Annotated in this window: 15 protein-coding genes; 10 read left to right on the forward strand and 5 right to left on the reverse strand. The window is 73.7% G+C overall.

Translation table 11 applies throughout. The annotated features are described in order from the left end of the window. Nucleotides 1-28 precede the first annotated feature (28 nt). Nucleotides 29-703 carry a M15 family metallopeptidase gene (locus I8920_RS03470; RefSeq protein ID WP_198657792.1) on the forward strand — a complete coding sequence of 225 codons (675 nt, stop codon included), beginning with the start codon at nt 29-31 and terminating at the stop codon, nt 701-703. 19 nt (nt 704-722) lie between these two features. On the opposite strand, the gene I8920_RS03475 is transcribed toward I8920_RS03470, so the two are convergent. Next, nucleotides 723-1,940: an FAD-dependent monooxygenase gene (locus I8920_RS03475; protein ID WP_198657793.1), complete on the reverse strand. Its 1,218-nt coding sequence runs from the start codon at nt 1,938-1,940 to the stop codon at nt 723-725. A 37-nt stretch (nt 1,941-1,977) separates the two neighbouring features. On the opposite strand from I8920_RS03475, the gene I8920_RS03480 reads away from it, so the two are divergent. Beyond that, nucleotides 1,978-2,481 carry a MarR family winged helix-turn-helix transcriptional regulator gene (locus I8920_RS03480; protein ID WP_198657794.1) on the forward strand — a complete coding sequence of 168 codons (504 nt, stop codon included), beginning with the start codon at nt 1,978-1,980 and terminating at the stop codon, nt 2,479-2,481. Nucleotides 2,482-2,502: 21 nt separating this feature from the next. On the opposite strand, the gene I8920_RS03485 is transcribed toward I8920_RS03480, so the two are convergent. The 4 genes from I8920_RS03485 to xylA form a co-directional block, all read right to left on the reverse strand. Further along, nucleotides 2,503-3,597, reverse strand: a complete 1,095-nt coding sequence (locus tag I8920_RS03485; protein WP_198657795.1) for a glycosyl hydrolase family 18 protein — start codon at nt 3,595-3,597, stop codon at nt 2,503-2,505. Nucleotides 3,598-3,698: 101 nt separating this feature from the next. Continuing rightward, complete coding sequence (locus tag I8920_RS03490; protein WP_198657796.1) at nt 3,699-4,688, reverse strand: acetylxylan esterase; 990 nt, start codon at nt 4,686-4,688, stop codon at nt 3,699-3,701. Between the two features lie 77 nt (nt 4,689-4,765). Further along, a complete protein-coding gene (gene xylB / locus I8920_RS03495; protein ID WP_198658602.1) occupies nt 4,766-6,271 on the reverse strand; it encodes a xylulokinase in 1,506 nt (501 codons plus the stop codon). A 32-nt stretch (nt 6,272-6,303) separates the two neighbouring features. After that, nucleotides 6,304-7,497 carry a xylose isomerase gene (gene xylA / locus I8920_RS03500; protein ID WP_198657797.1) on the reverse strand — a complete coding sequence of 398 codons (1,194 nt, stop codon included), beginning with the start codon at nt 7,495-7,497 and terminating at the stop codon, nt 6,304-6,306. 97 nt (nt 7,498-7,594) lie between these two features. Here xylA and I8920_RS03505 point away from each other — a divergent pair, with 97 nt between their 5' ends. The 8 genes from I8920_RS03505 (at nt 7,595) to glmU (ending at nt 17,297) form a co-directional block, all read left to right on the forward strand. Continuing rightward, entirely contained in the window at nt 7,595-8,791 is a 1,197-nt protein-coding gene (locus tag I8920_RS03505; protein WP_232832811.1) for a Gfo/Idh/MocA family protein, read from the forward strand. Between the two features lie 56 nt (nt 8,792-8,847). Next, entirely contained in the window at nt 8,848-9,495 is a 648-nt protein-coding gene (locus I8920_RS03510) for a ThuA domain-containing protein (protein WP_263867491.1), read from the forward strand. Further along, the gene (locus I8920_RS03515) at nt 9,480-10,592 is read left to right on the forward strand and encodes a Gfo/Idh/MocA family protein (RefSeq protein ID WP_198657799.1); all 1,113 of its coding nucleotides are present in this window, start codon (nt 9,480-9,482) and stop codon (nt 10,590-10,592) included. The genes I8920_RS03510 and I8920_RS03515 overlap by 16 nt, the downstream gene beginning before the upstream one ends. Before the next feature lie 34 nt (nt 10,593-10,626). Then, nucleotides 10,627-11,676, forward strand: coding sequence for a sugar phosphate isomerase/epimerase family protein (locus tag I8920_RS03520; RefSeq protein ID WP_198657800.1), 1,050 nt, complete (start codon nt 10,627-10,629; stop codon nt 11,674-11,676). Nucleotides 11,677-11,849: 173 nt separating this feature from the next. Further along, entirely contained in the window at nt 11,850-13,121 is a 1,272-nt protein-coding gene (locus I8920_RS03525; protein ID WP_198657801.1) for an ROK family protein, read from the forward strand. Further along, nucleotides 13,118-14,155 carry an NAD(P)-dependent alcohol dehydrogenase gene (locus tag I8920_RS03530; RefSeq protein ID WP_198657802.1) on the forward strand — a complete coding sequence of 346 codons (1,038 nt, stop codon included), beginning with the start codon at nt 13,118-13,120 and terminating at the stop codon, nt 14,153-14,155. Before I8920_RS03525 ends, I8920_RS03530 begins: the two co-directional genes overlap by 4 nt. 193 nt (nt 14,156-14,348) lie before the next feature. Further along, nucleotides 14,349-15,731: an MFS transporter gene (locus tag I8920_RS03535; RefSeq protein WP_198657803.1), complete on the forward strand. Its 1,383-nt coding sequence runs from the start codon at nt 14,349-14,351 to the stop codon at nt 15,729-15,731. Between the two features lie 132 nt (nt 15,732-15,863). Beyond that, the gene (gene glmU / locus I8920_RS03540) at nt 15,864-17,297 is read left to right on the forward strand and encodes a bifunctional UDP-N-acetylglucosamine diphosphorylase/glucosamine-1-phosphate N-acetyltransferase GlmU (protein WP_198657804.1); all 1,434 of its coding nucleotides are present in this window, start codon (nt 15,864-15,866) and stop codon (nt 17,295-17,297) included. Nucleotides 17,298-17,341: the final 44 nt, after the last annotated feature.

A 17,341-nucleotide genomic window follows, 5' to 3' on the forward strand; every position in this document is an offset into this window, starting at 1 on the left:
CAACCGGCGTCACCGTTGACTCGTCCGCATGCCGAACCGATCCCGACCGTCGTCCTCCCGTCCCGCAGCGTCGCACCACCGTGCCACCCTCGTCCTGGTCTCCGCCGTCTCCGTCGTGCTGATCGGCATCGCGGTGCTCGGCGCCGTCGCCATCCGGTCCGCCGGGGCCTGGCCGACACCCGGCGCCGCACCGGCGTCCGCCGTCGGGATCGACACGGCCCGTCCCGGGGTCGGCGACGACCACGCCACCGGCGAGGCCGGCGGCGAGCTGCCCTCGGGGGCGTCGGTCTTCGACGACCACCTGCCCGGGGTGGCGCGGGTCGACGCCGACCTGCTCGAGGCCGTCCGGCACGCGGCGCGGGACGCCGAGGGCGAGGGCGTGCGGTTCGAGATGAACAGCGGGTGGCGCTCGCCCGCCCTGCAGGAGCAGCTGCTCGACGACGCCGTCGACGAGTACGGATCACGTGAGGAGGCCGCGCGCTGGGTCTCCACCCCGGACACCTCGGCGCACGTCCGCGGTGAGGCCGTCGACATCGGCGACTGGGGCGCGGCCGCGTGGCTGCAGGAGCACGGTGCCGCGTACGGGCTGTGCCAGATCTACACGAACGAGGCCTGGCACTACGAGCTCCGGCCGGAGGCCGCCACCGACGGCTGCCCGCAGATGTACGTCGACCCCACGACCGACCCCCGCATGCAGGGATGAGGGCGCCTTCACCCGATGGTCACCGGCCCGTGCTGCCGACGTGGTCGGGCATCGGCGGGAGCGGTCGGTCGCTGTCGGCCACACGGGTGAAGCGGGCGATCAGGGGGCGGAGCAGCGACGACGTCAGGATCCGGTCGGCGACGGCCCGCCCGGCGAGCCCGATCCGGGACTGCGGGTACGCGAAGTGCACGATGCCCTTCGGGATGCCCTGGATCCGGTCGACCAGCGGCCGCATCCACGCGTCGAACGCGTCGAGGGCGGTGTCGACGTCGCGCCCCGGGCGGAGCGACGCCGCCAGCACGTACCCGCTCGTGAGCGCGAGTGCTGCGCCGCCCCCGCCCATCGGGGTGACGCACCAGGCCGCGTCGCCGATCACGCACACCCGGCCCCGGTGCCACCGCGGCATGCGGATCTGTGTGAGGTCGTCGACGTAGACGTCGTCCGAGGTGGCGAACGCGTCGAGCACCCGCTCGGTCTGCCACCCGGCACCGGCGTAGCGCGCGCGGAGCACGGCGAGGGTGTCCCCGCGGTCCCGTCCGGCCAGGGCCTCGTCGCTCGTGCACGCGAGGATCGCGCGGGTGGTGCCGTACGGGTCCGGCCGGAGGTGCACCTGCCGACCGCCCACGGCGTTGTACCAGCGCCAGCGGTCGTCGTCGGACGGGGTGCTCGGGATCGTGCCGAAGGCCATCGTGACCCCGAGTGCCCGACGGTCCACCTCGCCGTCCCCCGCGAAGAGCCGGTCCCGCGTGCGGGAACGGACGCCCTCGGCCACGACCAGCAGGTCGGCGTGGAGCACCTGCCCGGCGTCGGTGGTGACCGTGACGGGGTCGTCCGCGGTCGTCCCGTGCTCGACCTCGGCGACGGTCGTGCCGAAGACGAACCGGACGTCGTCGGGCAGGCCATCGAGCAGGATGCGGGCCAGGTCGCCGCGCAGCACCTCGAGCTCGGCGGTGGCGCCGTCGGGTCCGTCGGAGGGCAGCTCGGCGCGGACGCGGCCCCGGGCGTCCACGATGACGGCTGCCGTCTCGGTCGTGTTCGCCGCGCGCACGGCGTCGGTCAGGCCCATCCGGTCGAGCACCTCGCGGGCCAAGCCGCGGACGTCGACGTTCTGGCCGCCGTCACGGAAGGCCGCCGCGCGTTCGAGCACGGTGACGTCCCACCCGACGTGGCGGAGCCACCAGGCGGCGGACAGGCCTGCGATGCTGGCTCCGGAGATGACGGCGTGTCGTGTGGTCATGCTTTACAGTAAAGCGACTGCACAGTAAAGGAACCTGATGGACGAGATCCGCCCCCTCGAGGTCACGTGGTCGGAGGACGAGGTCGCCGCGATGCACCAGCTCCGCGACTGGGCCGTGACGTTCGACGAACTGCAGCGGCACCTGTCGTCGTGGATGGGGCTGCCCGTCTCCGACGCCAACGCGCTCGGGCAGGTCGTCTGGGCGGAGCAGGCGGGCACGCCGCTGTCCCCGGCCCGGCTGGCGCAGCAGATCGGCATGACGACCGGGGCGACGTCCGTCCTGCTCGACCGGCTCGAGACGGCCGGGCACGTGACCCGGCACCGGGAGAGTGCCGATCGTCGGCGGGTGACCCTGCGCCCGACGGAGTCGGCCCGCGCGGAGAGCGCCCGCTTCCTCGACTTCGCCGGTTCGGAGATCGCGGCCACCGTGCGTGCGACCGACCCACACGAACTGCGGGCCGCGCTCGGGTTCCTCCGACGGATGACCGCTGCCGCCGCTGCCGCGAACGGTCGTCTGCAGCAGCGGGCCGCCCGCTCCTGACGGCGGCGGCGCGGCGGTCGGTCAGCCGATCGGTTCGATCCGGTCGGACAGATCGAGCGACCACACGGCGACCCCGGCCAGGCCGAGCCGGTCCGCCAGCTGCACGCGTTCCCGCAACGAGCGCGCGTCGGACCACCAGAGCACCTCGCCGCTGGGCAGGGTCGCGGTCCACTCGCCGACCTTGGCGTCCCACTCCGGGGTCACGCCCGCCTTCCGGACCCGCAGACGGGCCTGGGCGTCGGAGAGCTGTCCGGCGGGACGCTTGCCCTTCCAGTGGTACCCGTAGCCGGCGACGCCGAGCACGATCTGGTCGGCGGGGGCGAGGGTCGCGAGCGCACGGGCCGCCTTCGACGACCAGGCGAGCGAGCCGACCGGCCCCGGCGACCTCGGCTCCCAGGGGCCGTGCTGGTCGTAGGCCATCAGGGTGAAGTGGTCGATCGGCGCGCGGAGGGCCCGGACGTCGTACCCGAGGTCGGCGTACCCGGCAGCCGAGGTCGACGCGGTCAGGGCGATGTCGAGCCGGACGTCGTCGCCGACGGCCGCCCGCAGCGCGCGCGCGAACGCGGTGAGTCCGCGGCGGTCGGCCGGGGTCAGCGCCTCGAGGTCGATCATGATCGAGTCCCACCCGCCGGTCCGGACGGCGGTGGCGAGGGAGCGGACGACCCGGGCGCGGTTGGCCGACGACGTCAGGAGCTTCCGCGCGATCGGCTCGCTGAAGTCCCCGTCGGCCTCGGAGTAGTTGCTGACGAGCAGCTGCGCGGTGCGGTCCGCGGCGTGCGCCCGGTTGCGCTGCGCCTTGGCGGCCCGGGACGGTGCGGTGACCTTCGAGCCCGACCGGTTCAGCAGCAGCCCGTCGACACCGACGACCGTGATGGCCGGCGCGTTCGCGTCGATCAGGGCCGGGTCGGCGTTCTCCGGCTGGAACCCGGTGACGTCGAAGCAGTCGGGGTCCGCGGCGGACGGGGTGGCGGTGGACGACACGGTGGCCGACGGCGCGGCGGCGGCACGGTCCTGCTGGCCGGGAGCCGCGCACCCGGTGAGGGCGAGGCCGGCGACCAGCACGACGGCGGTCGCCGTCGTGCGGGGGCGTCGGGGGACGATGGGGTGCGCGCGCAACGGGGGCCTTCCGACGGGGCGGCCCACCGGACGGCCGGGCCTGCAGGCACCATCTTGCCGTGCCGGACGACCCGCTGCCAGCGGCGACCGGCGCGCCCGTGCTACCGGACGCGGGCGGACAGGAACGCCACCTGTCGCTCCCAGTGCCGGAACCCGCCGCCCTCGTGCCCGTTGTACGGGTACACGGCGATCTCGCGGTCGGTGGACCCCGTGGCGTTGAACGCGGCGAAGGTCGTGCGCGGCGGGACCACGTCGTCCATCAACGCCACCGAGAAGAGCGCGGGAGCGGTGATGCCGGGGGCGTGGTTCACGCCGTCGAGGTACGCGGCGGTCGCCCACACCGTGTCCGCCGCGTCCCGGTGCACGGCGAGGTACTGCGCGAGCTCCAGGTAGGGCCCGCCGACCGCGACGTCGGTGCCGTTCCGCCAGTCGGCGAGGAACGCGACGTCCGGCAGCACCGCCACCAGGGGTCCGACGTGTGCCTCGACCAGGGCCGCCGCGGCGATCGCGATGCCGCCGCCCTGGCTGCCACCGGTCAGGGCGATGCGGTCCGGGTCGACCCCGGGCAGCGTCCGCACGGCGTCGACGAGCCGCACGGCGTCGGTGTAGACGCGGCGGTAGTAGTGGTCGGCCGGCGACCCGATGCCGTTCGTCATCCAGCCGCTGGCATGCGGCGCCGAACCGTGCGGGTCCGGCGTGTCGCCGCCGGCCCACCCGCTGCCCTGCCCGCGGGTGTCCATGACCACGTGGACGTACCCGGCCAGGGCCCAGCCGACCCGCTCGCCGGGGCGTCCCCGACCGCCGCCGTACCCGAGGAACTCGACGACGACGGGCAGCGGACCGTCCCCGCCGTGCAGCGGACGCGTCACCCAGGCGCGGATCGGGTCGCCGGCGAACCCGGGGAACGTCAGGTCCTCGACCACGAGACCGGTCACCGGGGTCTCGGCCGGCACGAGGGTCGACCCGACCCCGTCGCCAGCGGTCCGGGCAGCGGCGATCGTGTCCGCCCAGAAGGCGTCGAAGTCGGCGGGACGACGGACGTCCGAGCGGTGGGTGCGGAGCGCGTCGAGGGGCAGGTCGGTCAGTGGCACGGGGTCCTCCTGGGACGGTGATGCCCCCGGCACCCTCGTCGAGGGCGCCGGGGGCGGGTGTCGGTCCGGTGCGTCGGTCAGCGCGCCGCGGCGCGGTACTGCTCGAGCACCTCGGGGTGCGGGTCGGACGGCACGGTGGTCGTCGCGGTGTCCCAGGTCGGCAGGGCGCCGGTGAGCGCCCACGCGGCCTGCTTCGCGGCACCGGCGGCGACGTACTCGCCGGGTTCCGGCACCAGGACGTCGCGGCCGAACACCTGCGCCGCGACGGCGCGCACCGCCGGGTTCCGCGCGGCACCGCCGATGAGCAGCAACCGCTCGACGGTGACGCCGGTGTCCTGCACCGCGGCCAGCCCGTCGGCGAGGGCGCAGAGCATCCCCTCGACGGCCGCCCGGGCCAGGTGCGCCCGGTCGGTGGTCGCCGGCGTCATGCCGAGCAGCGAGGCGGTCGCGTCCGGTCGGTTGGGCGTGCGCTCGCCGACGAAGTACGGCACCAGGACCAGGCCGTCGGCCCCGGCCGGCGCCTGCAGCGCCAGCTCGCCGAGTGCGTCGTGGTCGACGCCGAGCAGGCCACCGATCACCTCGAGCACGCGGGCCGCGTTGAGCGTCGTGACGATCGGGAGGCGCGACCCGGTCCCGTCGGCGAAGCCCGCCACGGTCCCGCTCGGGTCACGCACCTCGGCGTCGCTGACTCCGAAGACCGTGCCGCTCGTGCCGAGGGACACCGCGACGTCACCCGGGCCGAGACCCAGGCCGAGCGCTGCCCCGGCGTTGTCGCCGAGTCCGGCGCCGACGACGAGGCCGGACCGGGCGACCGCGCCGCCGGGCAGCGCGACGTCGGTGGACAGGGTGCCCATCGCCTCGTCGGGAGCGACCACGCGGGGCACGACCACGGCGTCGTCGTCACCCATCGATGCCGGTCGCATCGGCCGCCCGAGCGCGAGCTCGAACAGCTCCGGGTCGTACTCGCGGCGCACCGGGTCCCAGTACGCCGTGCCGCTGGCGTCGGACGCGTCCGTCGCCAGGGCGTCGAGGTCGGGGCCGAGCGGACTCTCGTCCGCCGGGCCGTACCCGCGGAGCCGCCACGACAGCCAGTCGTGCGGCAGCGCGACGGCCGCCACGCGGGCTGCGTTCTCGGGCTCCGCGTCGCGGAGCCACCGCAGCTTGGTGCCGGTGAACGACGCGACCGGCACCAACCCGGTCCGGGCGACCCAGGATTCCCGGCCGAGCTCGTCGACCATCTGCGCGGCCGCGTCCGCACTGCGCACGTCGTTCCAGAGCAGGGCGTCGCGGACCACGCGACCGTCGGCGTCGAGCGCGACCATGCCGTGCTGCTGCCCGGCGATCGCGACGGCGCCGACGTCGTCCAGGCCACCGGCGTCCGCGATCGCGGTGCCGAGGGCGTCCCACCAGTGGCGGGGATCGACGGACGTGCCGTCCGGGTGGGTCGCGCGACCCTCCCGGACGACGGCGCCGGTCGCGGCGTCACGGACGGTGACCTTGCAGGACTGGGTCGACGAGTCGACGCCGGCGACGAGCTGGCGCCCGTCCGTGTTCTCAGCCCCTTCGGCGGCAGGCCGCCTCAGCGCGCGGAACGCAGCCGCTGGCGCGTCTGCCGTCAATTCCGCGCGCCCATCAGGTGCTCCATCGCCAGCTGCTGCAGGCGGACGAAGCCGAAGCCCTTGCCGCCGAAGTAGGCGTCGGCGTCGAAGTCCTCGTAGGCCGAGCGGTCGGCGAGGAAGTCGTCGTACGACTCGCCGCTGTTCAGCGTCGGCTTCGACAGCTCGTCGACCTTGGCCGCCGACAGGGCCTCCTGCACCTCGGGGTCGGCACGGAACGCCTGCGCACGCTCCTTGAGGAGCAGGTACATGCGCATGTTGGCCGACGCCGAGTCCCAGACGCCGGTGATGTCCTCGGTGCGGCTCGGCTTGTAGTCGAAGTGGCGCGGGCCGTCGTACGCCGGGCCGCCCTGCGGGGCGCCGTGCTCGAGCAGGTCGACGAGCGAGAACGCGTTCTGCAGGTCGCCGTGACCGAACACCAGGTCCTGGTCGTACTTGATGCCGCGCTGGCCGTTCAGGTCGATGTGGAAGAGCTTGCCCTGGTAGAGCGCCTGGGCGATGCCGGCCGTGAAGTTCAGCCCGGCCATCTGCTCGTGGCCGACCTCCGGGTTGATGCCGAACAGCTCGGGACGCTCGAGGGTCTCGGTGAACGCGATCGCGTGGCCGAGGGTCGGCAGCAGGATGTCGCCGCGGGGCTCGTTCGGCTTCGGCTCGATGGCGAAGCGGATGCCGTAGCCCTTGTCGGTGACGTACTGCGCGAGCAGGTTGACGGCTTCGCGGTAGCGCTCGAGCGCGGCCTGCACGTCCTTCGCGCTGTCGTACTCGGAGCCTTCGCGGCCGCCCCACATGACGAACGTCGACGCGCCGAGCTCGGCGGCCAGGTCGATGTTGCGCAGGACCTTGCGGAGGGCGAAGCGACGCACCTGCCGGTCGTTCGAGGTGAAGCCGCCGTCCTTGAAGACGGGGGCGGAGAACAGGTTCGTCGTGACCATCGGGACGACGATCCCGGTCGAGTCGAGCGCGCCCGTGAGGCGGTCGATCTGGGTCTGCCGTTCGGCGTCGGTGGAGCCGAACGCGAACAGGTCGTCGTCGTGGAAGGTCAGGCCGTAGGCGCCGAGCTCGTCGAGCTTCTCGACCGCCTCGACCACGTCGAGGGCCGGACGGGTCGGGCCGCCGAAGGGGTCGGAGCCGTTGTAGCCGATGGTCCAGAGACCGAAGGAGAACTTGTCTGCACGGGTGGGCGTCGTTGCCATGGTGGTCACCGTTCGTCGTCGAAACAAAATGTTGCCGCGCCCAACATAAGGGGTAGTGTTGACTCTGGCAAGGACGTGATCGCAAAGGAGCGAGCGGATGGCAAGAGTGTCGACGGAGCAGCAACGACTCCGGGTCGCCATGGTCGGGCACGGCTTCATGGGAGCCGCGCACTCACAGGCCTGGCGGACCGCCCCACGGTTCTTCGACCTCGGGGCCGTGCCGGAGATGGCGGTGGTCGTCGGGCGTGACCCGGAACGCACCGAGGCGGCGCGCGTGCAGTACGGCTGGCAGGCCGCGTCGACCGACTGGCGCGCGGTCGTGGCCGACCCGGACATCGACGTCGTCGACATCGTCTCGCCCGGGTCCTCGCACGTCGAGATCGCCGTCGCGGCGCTCGAGGCGGGCAAGCACGTGCTGTGCGAGAAGCCCCTCGCCAACACCGTCGCCGAGGCCGAGGCGATGACCGCTGCCGCCGAGGCCGCCCGGGCACAGGGCGTCCGGGCGATGGTCGGCTTCAGCTACCGCCGGGTGCCCGCCATCGCCTTCGCCCGGCAGCTGGTGCAGGACGGCCGGATCGGCACCGTCCGCCAGGTGCGTGCGCTCTACCTGCAGGACTGGCTCGCCGACGAGGACGGCCCGATGACCTGGCGGCTCGACAAGTCGCTCGCCGGTTCCGGGGCACTCGGCGACATCGGGGCGCACGCCATCGACCTCGTCGAGCACGTCACGGGGGCGCAGCTGACCAGCGTCTCCGGGCTGCTCGAGACCTTCGTGACGGAGCGCCCCCTGCTCGCCGACGGCGTCGGGCTCTCCGGTACCGCGTCGAGCGAGCGCGGACAGGTCACCGTCGACGACGCCGCGTTCTTCACCGCGCGGCTCGGCGGCGGCGCGGCCGACGGTGCGATCGGCACCTTCGAGGCCACCCGGTACGCGACCGGCCGGAAGAACGGCCTGACGCTCGAGATCAGCGGGTCCGAGGGTGCGATCCAGTTCGACCTCGAGTCCATGAACGAACTGCGGCTGTACGAGTCGTCGGCCCCGGCGGGGGAGCAGGGCTTCCGGCGCATCCTCGTGACCGAGCCCGAGCACCCCTACATGGCCGCGTGGTGGCCGACCGGGCACCTCATCGGGTACGAGCACACCTTCAGTCACCAGGTGAAGGACTTCGTCGACGCGATCGCGTCCGGCACCGACCCGTCGCCCTCGTTCGAGGACGGCCTGCACGTGCAGCGCGTGCTCGACGCCGTCGAGCGCAGCGCGGCTGCCGGCAGCAGCTGGACGGTGACCTCGTGACCGCCGCGGACGGTACCCGCCGGGCGCTCGTCGTGCGCGGGGGCTGGGACGGTCACATGCCCGTCGAGACCACCGACCTGTTCGTGCCGTTCCTGCGGGACAACGGCTTCGACGTCCGCGTCGAGGACGGCACCGCGGTCTACGCCGACGCCGCCGTCATGGACGAGGTCGACCTGATCGTGCAGGTCGTCACGATGTCGACGATCGCCGACGACGAGTTCGCCGGGCTGCAGCGCGCCGTGCTGGGCGGTGCGGGCCTGGCCGGGTGGCACGGCGGCATCGCGGACGCCTTCCGCAACACCGCCGACTACCTGCACATGGTCGGCGGACAGTTCGCCCACCACGCGGGCAAGCACCCGGACGAACGGGTCGGCGAGCAGTCGGACAACTACATCCCGTACACGGTGCACATCACCGACCTCGGGCACGAGCACCCGATCACGCAGGGCATCGAGGACTTCGACCTCGTCACCGAGCAGTACTGGGTGCTCAGCGACGAGTACAACGACGTGCTGGCGACCACGACGCAGGAGGCCCGGGACTTCGACGCCTGGAACCGGCCGGTCACCGCGCCCGCGATCTGGACCAGGCAGTGGGGCGAGGGACGGGTGTTCGTCTCGGCTCCGGGTCACCGGCTCGAGGTCGTCGAGTCGCAACCGCTCCGCACCATCATCGAACGGGGACTCCTGTGGGCAGCACGGTGAACGAGGGGGTGCTCCGCGTCGGTGTCGTCGGCGTCGGGGTCATCAGCCAGCAGTACTTCGAGCACTTCCCGGCGCTGCCCGGGCTCGAACTCGCCGCCGTGGCGGACATCGACGTCGAGCGTGCCCGGACCGTCGGGGCGGCCCAGGGGGTCCGCGGCACGAGTGTCGACGAGCTCATCGCCGCCGACGACGTCGACGTGGTGCTCAACCTGACGATCCCGGCGGCGCACGCCGACATCGCCACCCGGGCGCTCCGGGCCGGCAAGCACGTCTACGGCGAGAAGCCGCTGGCGATGTCGACGGCCGAGGCCGGCCCCGTCCTCGAGCTCGCCCGTGACGCCAGGCTGCGGGTCGGCAGCGCCCCCGACACCGTCCTCGGCACCGGCATCCAGACCGCGCGGGCCGCCCTGGACGACGGCCTGGTCGGCACGCCGGTCGGGGCAGCGGTCTCGTGGAGTGCTCCCGGCCACGAGCTCTGGCACCCGGCTCCGGCGTTCTACTACCAGCCCGGCGGCGGCCCGCTGCTCGACATGGGGCCGTACTACCTGACGAGCCTCGTGACGTTCTTCGGACCGGTCGTCCGGGTCAGCGGCAGCGCCACGCGCTCCACCCGCGAGCGGACGATCGCGACCGGGCCGAACGCCGGCACGCCGATCCCGGTCGACGTCGACACGCACGTCGTCGCGGTCCTCGAGCACGAGGGCGGCGTGGTCTCCACGGTCACCGTCTCGTTCGAGGTCTGGGCGACCCGGGCCCCGCTGTTCGAGGTGTACGGCACCGCCGGCACCCTGGGCGTGCCCGACCCGAACCGGTTCTCGGACACCGTGTCCATCGCCACCGCCGACGACCGCTCCTGGCACGACCTGCCGGTGTCCGCCGGGTACGCCGACGCCGGTCGCGGCTACGGGCTCGCCGACATGGCGCACGCGATCGGCACCGACCGGCCGCACCGAGCCTCCGGCGACCTGGCGTTCCACGTGCTCGAGGTCATGGAGGCCGTCTCGGCCGCCGCCCGTGACCACGCGGTCGTCGACGTGCACTCCCGCGTCGAGCGCCCCGCCACCGTCCCCGCCGGGTCCGCACCCGGGTCCTGGTGACGGACCCCGACCACCGCGAGGAAGGACGACGACGATGACGACGACGGACGCGAGCGACACGACGGGGGCGACCCGGGCCTCCCGGCCGGTCACCCTGTTCACCGGGCAGTGGGCCGACCTGCCCTTCGAGGAGGTCGCCCGGCTGGCGGGCGAGTGGGGGTACGACGGCCTGGAGATCGCCTGCTGGGGTGACCACCTGGACGTCCGGCGCGCGGCGACGGACCCGGAGTACGTGGCGGACCGGCTCGCGATCCTGGAACGCAACGGCCTGCGGGTCTGGACCATCGCGAACCACCTGGTCGGACAGGCCGTGTGCGACGACCCCATCGACCAGCGGCACGAGGACATCGTCCCGCCGCACGTGTGGGGCGACGGCGATCCCGAGGGCGTGCGGCAGCGTGCCGCCGAGGAACTGCAGTGGACCGCCCGGGCCGCGGCCGCGCTCGGCGTCGACACCGTCACGGGCTTCTCCGGATCGTCGATCTGGAAGACGGTCGCCGGGTTCCCGCCCGCGCCGGCGAGCATGATCGACGCCGGGTACCAGGACTTCCACGACCGCTGGTCGCCGGTCCTCGACGTCTTCGAAGAGGTCGGCGTCCGCTTCGCGCTCGAGGTGCACCCGTCCGAGATCGCGTACGACTACTGGACCGCTCGTCGGACGTTGGAGGTCTTCGCGGACCGGCCGGCGTTCGGGTTCAACTTCGACCCGTCGCACTTCGTCTGGCAGGACCTGGACCCCGCGGCGTTCCTGCTCGACTTCGCCGACCGGGTGTACCACGTGCACTGCAAGGAGTCGGTGAAGCAGCTCGACGGGCGGAACGGCCGACTCGGCTCCCACCTGCCGTGGGGCGACCCCCGGCGCGGGTGGGACTTCGTGACCGCCGGGCACGGGGACGTGCCGTGGGAGCGGGTGTTCCGCGTGCTCAACCACATCGGGTACACGGGGCCGACGAGCGTCGAGTGGGAGGACGCGGGCATGGACCGGCTGGTCGGCGGCCCGGAGGCGCTGGCGTTCGTCCGGCGGCTCGGGGCGATCGCCCCGCCGGAGGCCTCGTTCGACGCGGCGTTCTCCCGCTCGCGGTAGCGGGGGCGGCAAGCGCGCGGGCGGGGCCGCGGGGCCGCGGGGCCGTTGTCCCGCGGTGGGCGACATCCCACGGGCTCCCGACTGCGAAGATCGTCGCTCAGCACGAAGACCCGGCCGCACGCACGCACGCATGCCACGGCCGGCACCACACACCAAACCACCGAGGAGGACGCATGGCACAGCAGCCCGCGGCGCCGAGCAACGCCGCACGCGTCCTCCGACTCGTGCACGAGGACGGGCCGATCACCCGCGCCGAGGTCACCCGCCGCACCGGCCTGAACCGGTCGACCACCCTCGCACTGGTGGGTGAGCTGGTCGAACTCGGACTGCTGCACGAGGACGTCCCGGTCACCGGCGCCCCCGGATCCGGGGTCGGACGGCCGAGCCCCGTGGTCCGCGCCGCCGCCGACGTGGTGGCTGCCGCCGTCACGGTCGAGATCGACGCCGTCGAGGTCGCCCTCGTCGGACTCGACGGCACGGTCCGGGCGCGGCTGGTCGAACCGCAGCACCGCCCCCCGACCGCCGCCGAGGCCGTCGAGACCGTCGGCGCACTGCTCGACGCGGTCCGCACGACCGCCGACCGCAGCCGCGACCGGACCGGGGCGCTCCGGCTGGTCGGGGTGGGCGTCGCCGTCCCCGGCACCGTCCGCGTCGAGGACGGCAGCGTGCAGTACGCACCCCACCTCGGCTGGCACGACGAACCCCTCGCCGGCCCGCTGGCCGACCGGACCGGGCTGCCGATCCGGGCGGCCAACGACGCCAACCTCGGCGCATGGGCCGAGCGGCTCGCCGGCAGTGGGCGCGGTGTGGACGACCTGGTGTACCTGAACGGTGGCGCGAGCGGCATCGGTGGCGGCGTGATCACCGGCGGCCGACCGCTGAGCGGCGCCGACGGGTACGCGGGCGAACTCGGCCACACGTTCGTGGCTGCGAACGGCGTCCGCTGCCACTGCGGTGCCGTCGGGTGCCTGGAGACCGAGGCGTCCCGCGAGGCGCTCGCCACCGCCGCCGGCACGGCCCCGGACGACCTGGTCGGACTCGCCGTGGCGCTCGCCGCGGGTCGCCCGGAGACCGAGCGGGTCGTCGACCGGCAGGTGGCGGCGCTCGCGACGGCGCTACGCAACGCGATCCACACCGTCAACCCCGAGGTCGTCGTGCTCGGCGGGTTCCTCGGGGTGCTCCTGGAACACGTCGGCGACCGGATCGTCGACGCCGTCCGGGCGCAGTCGATGACGGGCATGACCGACCGACTGCGCATCGTGCCCGCCGCCCTCGGCTCCGACGTGCTGCTCCACGGTGCCGCCGAGATCGGGTTCCGCGACCTGCTGCGCAACCCGCTCGCCGTCACCACCGCTGTCCCCGTGTCCGCACCGGCCGACGGCGCGGTCCCCACAACGACCCAGCACGACCGCGACGACGCGGTCGAGGAAGCGAGAACCGCATGACCTCCATCCAGCGCCAGCGCACCAGCGTGCTGCTCGGCACCCAGGACCTGACCGTCGAGGACCGCCCCGTCCCCGCCGTCGAGCCCGGCGACGTGCTCGTCCGCGTCGCCGCGGTCGGCGTGTGCGGCTCCGACGTGCACTACTACCGGCACGGCCGCATCGGCGACTTCGTCGTCGAGGAGCCGCTGGTGCTCGGCCACGAGCTCGCCGGCACCATCGCCGCCGTCGGCGAGGGCGTCGACCCGTCCCGCGTGGGGGAGCGCGTCGCGATCGAGCCACAGCGCCCCTGCCACCGCTGCGCACAGTGCCTGGCCGGCCGCTACAACCTCTGCCCGCACATGCGCTTCTACGCGACCCCGCCGGTCGACGGCGCCTTCACCGAGTTCGTCACCATCGAGGCCGAGTTCGCGCACGTCCTGCCCGACGCCGTGTCGTTCGAGGCCGGCGCGCTCCTCGAACCCCTGTCCGTCGGCATCGCCGCCGTCCGCAAGGCGGGCATCGTGCCCGGCTCCTCCGTGCTCATCGCCGGGGCCGGCCCGATCGGCATCATCTGCGCGCAGGTCGCGAAGGCGTTCGGCGCCACCCGCATCGTCGTCAGCGACCTGGTGCCGGAGCGCCGCGAGCGCGCCCTGCAGTACGGCGCGACCGAGGTGGTCGACCCCACCGCGGTGTCCGTCGCGTCCGACATCGTCCCCGTCGACGCGTTCATCGACGCCAGCGGTGCGCCCCGAGCGGTGTCGGACGGCATCAAGGCGGTCGGTCCGGCGGGCGCCGCGGTGCTCGTCGGGCTCGGCAACTCCGAGATGACGCTGCCGGTCGAGCACATCCAGAACCTCGAGGTCACGGTCACCGGCATCTTCCGGTACACGAACACCTGGCCGGTCGCGATCCAGCTGGTCGCGTCCGGACAGGTCGACCTCGACTCGCTCGTCACCGGCCGCTACGGGCTCGACGAGGTGCGCGAGGCCCTCGAGAGCGACACCGACCCGGAGTCACTCAAGTCCGTCGTCTACCCCGGCGGGGTCCCGGCCTGACCAGGCGGGTACCCGACGCGCCCACGGTGCGGACGGGAGGCGCGGGGCTGGCCCGCCCCGCGCCTCCCGTCCGCACCGGCTCTGCCGGCCCGCCGCTGGCGCGTCGGTCCGGAACCGGCGGTGTCGGCCCAGCCCGGCACGTGACCCGGAACGGGGCCACCGCCGCGTCACCGGGACGCGCTACGGTTCGCGCATGACCGCTTCACCGGCCGCCGTCGTGCCGCAGCGCACCGACCGGCGCGCGCTCGTCTCCTGGGCGCTGTGGGACTGGGGGTCCGCCGCGTTCAACGCGGTCGTCACCACCTTCGTGTTCAGCACGTACCTGGCGAGCCGGGCCTTCGTCGACCCGGCGCTCGTCGGCGACACGTCGGCGGCGGGCAAGGCGCTCGTCGAGCGCGAGCTCGCCCACAACGCCGCCGTGGTGTCGACCGCGCTCACCATCGCGGGGATCGTCGTCGCGCTCGTGGCCCCGGCGATGGGCCGCCTGGCGGACTCGTCCGGCCACCGGCGTCGGTCCGTCCTCATCGCCACGATCGGCGTCGCGCTGTCCATCGGCGGCATGGTGTTCGTCGCGCCGAGCCAGCCGTACCTGCTGCTCGGAGCGGCCCTGCTCGGCATCGGCACCGTCGCGTACGAGATCGCGACCGTCGGCTACAACGCCATGATCGGACAGGTCGCCTCCGGGGAACGCACCGGCCGGGTCTCCGCCATCGGGTGGGCGGCCGGGTACTTCGGCGGGATCGTGCTGCTCGTCCTGCTGCTCGTGCTCTGCATCCAGGACTTCCGGGGGGACGGGGTCGTCGGCGGCCTGCTGCAGCTGCCGGCGACGGTCGCCACCGGCCAGTGGGACGTCCGCGTCGCGATCGGCATCGCCGCCGTCTGGCTGGCCGTCAGCTCGATCCCGCTGTTCCTCACCGTGCCCGAGGCCGTCCCCGACCGCACCCGTGGCGGCGGCGTGCTCGGTGCCTACGCCGACCTCGCCCGCGACGTCGCCCGGCTGTGGCGCGAGCGACGCAACGTCCTCGCGTTCCTGCTCGCCAGCGCGGTCTTCCGCGACGGCGTCGGTGCGGTGTTCACCTTCGGCGGGATCGTCGCGGCCCAGGTGTTCGGGTTCAGTCCGTCGCAGGTCATCCTGTTCGCCATCGCCGCGAACGTCGTGGCCGGCATCGCGACCTTCGTGTCCGGACGCCTCGACGACCGGTTCGGGTCGCGTGCGCTCATCATGGTCTCCCTCGTCGGACTCGCCGTGTGCGGGGTCGGGGTCTTCGCCGCCGGCAACGAGACGCAGTGGTTCTGGGTGCTCGGCCTGACGCTCGCCGTGTTCGTCGGTCCGGTGCAGTCGTCGTCCCGTGCCTACCTGGCACGGCTCGCGACCCCCGGCCGCGAGGGCGAGCTCTTCGGCCTCTACGCCACCACCGGCCGGGCGGCGTCGTTCCTGGCACCGGCGCTGTTCGGCGTCGCGGTGACCGTCGGCGGGTCGACGCGGTTCGGGATCCTCGGTGTGGTCGTGGTGCTCATCGCGGGGCTCGTGCTGATGGCGTTCGTGAAGCCGGAGCCGGCGGTGGCGCGGGCCTGAGGGTCGGCGGGGCGCCGCCACGGCCTGGAGGCCCGGTGCGCGTGCGTCCACCGGCTGCGGTCGTGCCCGCGGTCGCGCACAGGGCCGTGGTCGGGTCCGGCGCTCCGAGCCGCGGTGCGCCAGGATGGGTGCATGACCGACCAGCGCATCGCCGTCGTCGTCCTCGCCGCCGGGCAGGGCACGCGCATGAAGTCGTCCACGCCCAAGGTGCTGCACCGGCTCGCCGGGCTGCCGCTCATCGGGCACGTCCTGCGCACCGCGTCGTCGCTCAGCCCGGAGCACGTCGCCGTCGTCGTGCGGCACGAGCGCGACCGGGTCGCGGCCGAGGTCGTCGAGCGGGCACCCGACGCGATCATCGTCGACCAGGACGACGTCCCCGGCACCGGCCGGGCGGTCGAGGTCGCGGTCCAGGCACTGCCGGCCGACTTCGACGGCGCGGTCGTGGTGTTGTCCGGCGACGTCCCGCTGCTCGACGCCGCATCGCTCCGGCTCCTCGTCGACGCCCACGTCGGCGGCGGCAACGGCGCCACGTTCGTGAGCGCGATCGCACCGGACCCCACCGGCCTCGGGCGCATCGTCCGCGACGCCGACGGGGCGTTCGTCGGGGTCGTCGAGCACAAGGACGCCACCGACGCGCAGCGCGCGATCACCGAGACGAACGCCGGCATCTACGCCTTCGACGTCGCCCACCTGCGTGCCGTGCTGCCCGCGCTCACCACCGCCAACGCCCAGGGCGAGAAGTACATCACCGACGCGCCGACGCTCATCGCCGGTCGCGGTGGCATCGTCGACGTCGTCACGCTGACCGACCAGTGGCTCGTCGCCGGCATCAACGACCGCGCCCAGCTGTCCGACGCCGCCCGGGAGCTCAACGCCCGGATCGTCCGCCGGCACCAGGTCGCCGGCGTCACGGTGCAGGACCCGGCGACCACCTGGATCGACCTCGACGTCACCATCGAACCCGACGCCGAGATCCTGCCCGGCACCCAGCTCGTCGGCGCGACGGCGATCGCCGCCGGTGCCGTCGTCGGGCCGGACACCACGCTCCGCGACACCGAGGTCGGGGCCGGCGCGACGGTGAACCGGGTCGACGCCACCCTCGCGGTGATCGGTGACCGGGCCTCGGTGGGGCCGTTCGCGTACCTGCGGCCCGGCACGATCCTCGGCGAGGACGGCAAGATCGGCACCTTCGTCGAGACGAAGAACGCCCGGATCGGCCGGGGCAGCAAGGTGCCGCACCTGTCCTACATCGGTGATGCCGAGGTGGGCGAGGACTCCAACATCGGGGCGAACACGATCACCGCGAACTACGACGGCGTGCACAAGCACCGCACCGAGGTCGGCTCGAACGTCCGCACCGGCTCGCACAACGTGTTCGTCGCCCCGGTTAGGATTGGCGACGGTGCGTACACCGGCGCCGGGACGACCGTCCGCAAGGACGTCCCGGCGGGATCGCTCGCGATCAGCTACGCCCCACAGCGCAACACCGACGGATGGGTCGAGGAACACCGACCCGGCACACCGGCGGCCGAGGCTGCTCGGCTCGCGAACGGCGAACAGGTCTGACGGCTCTCGGGCCGATCATCACGGCCCCGCGTGGGTCAGGGAGT

Source organism: Curtobacterium sp. YC1 (assembly GCF_016267665.1).
GTDB lineage: Bacteria > Actinomycetota > Actinomycetes > Actinomycetales > Microbacteriaceae > Curtobacterium.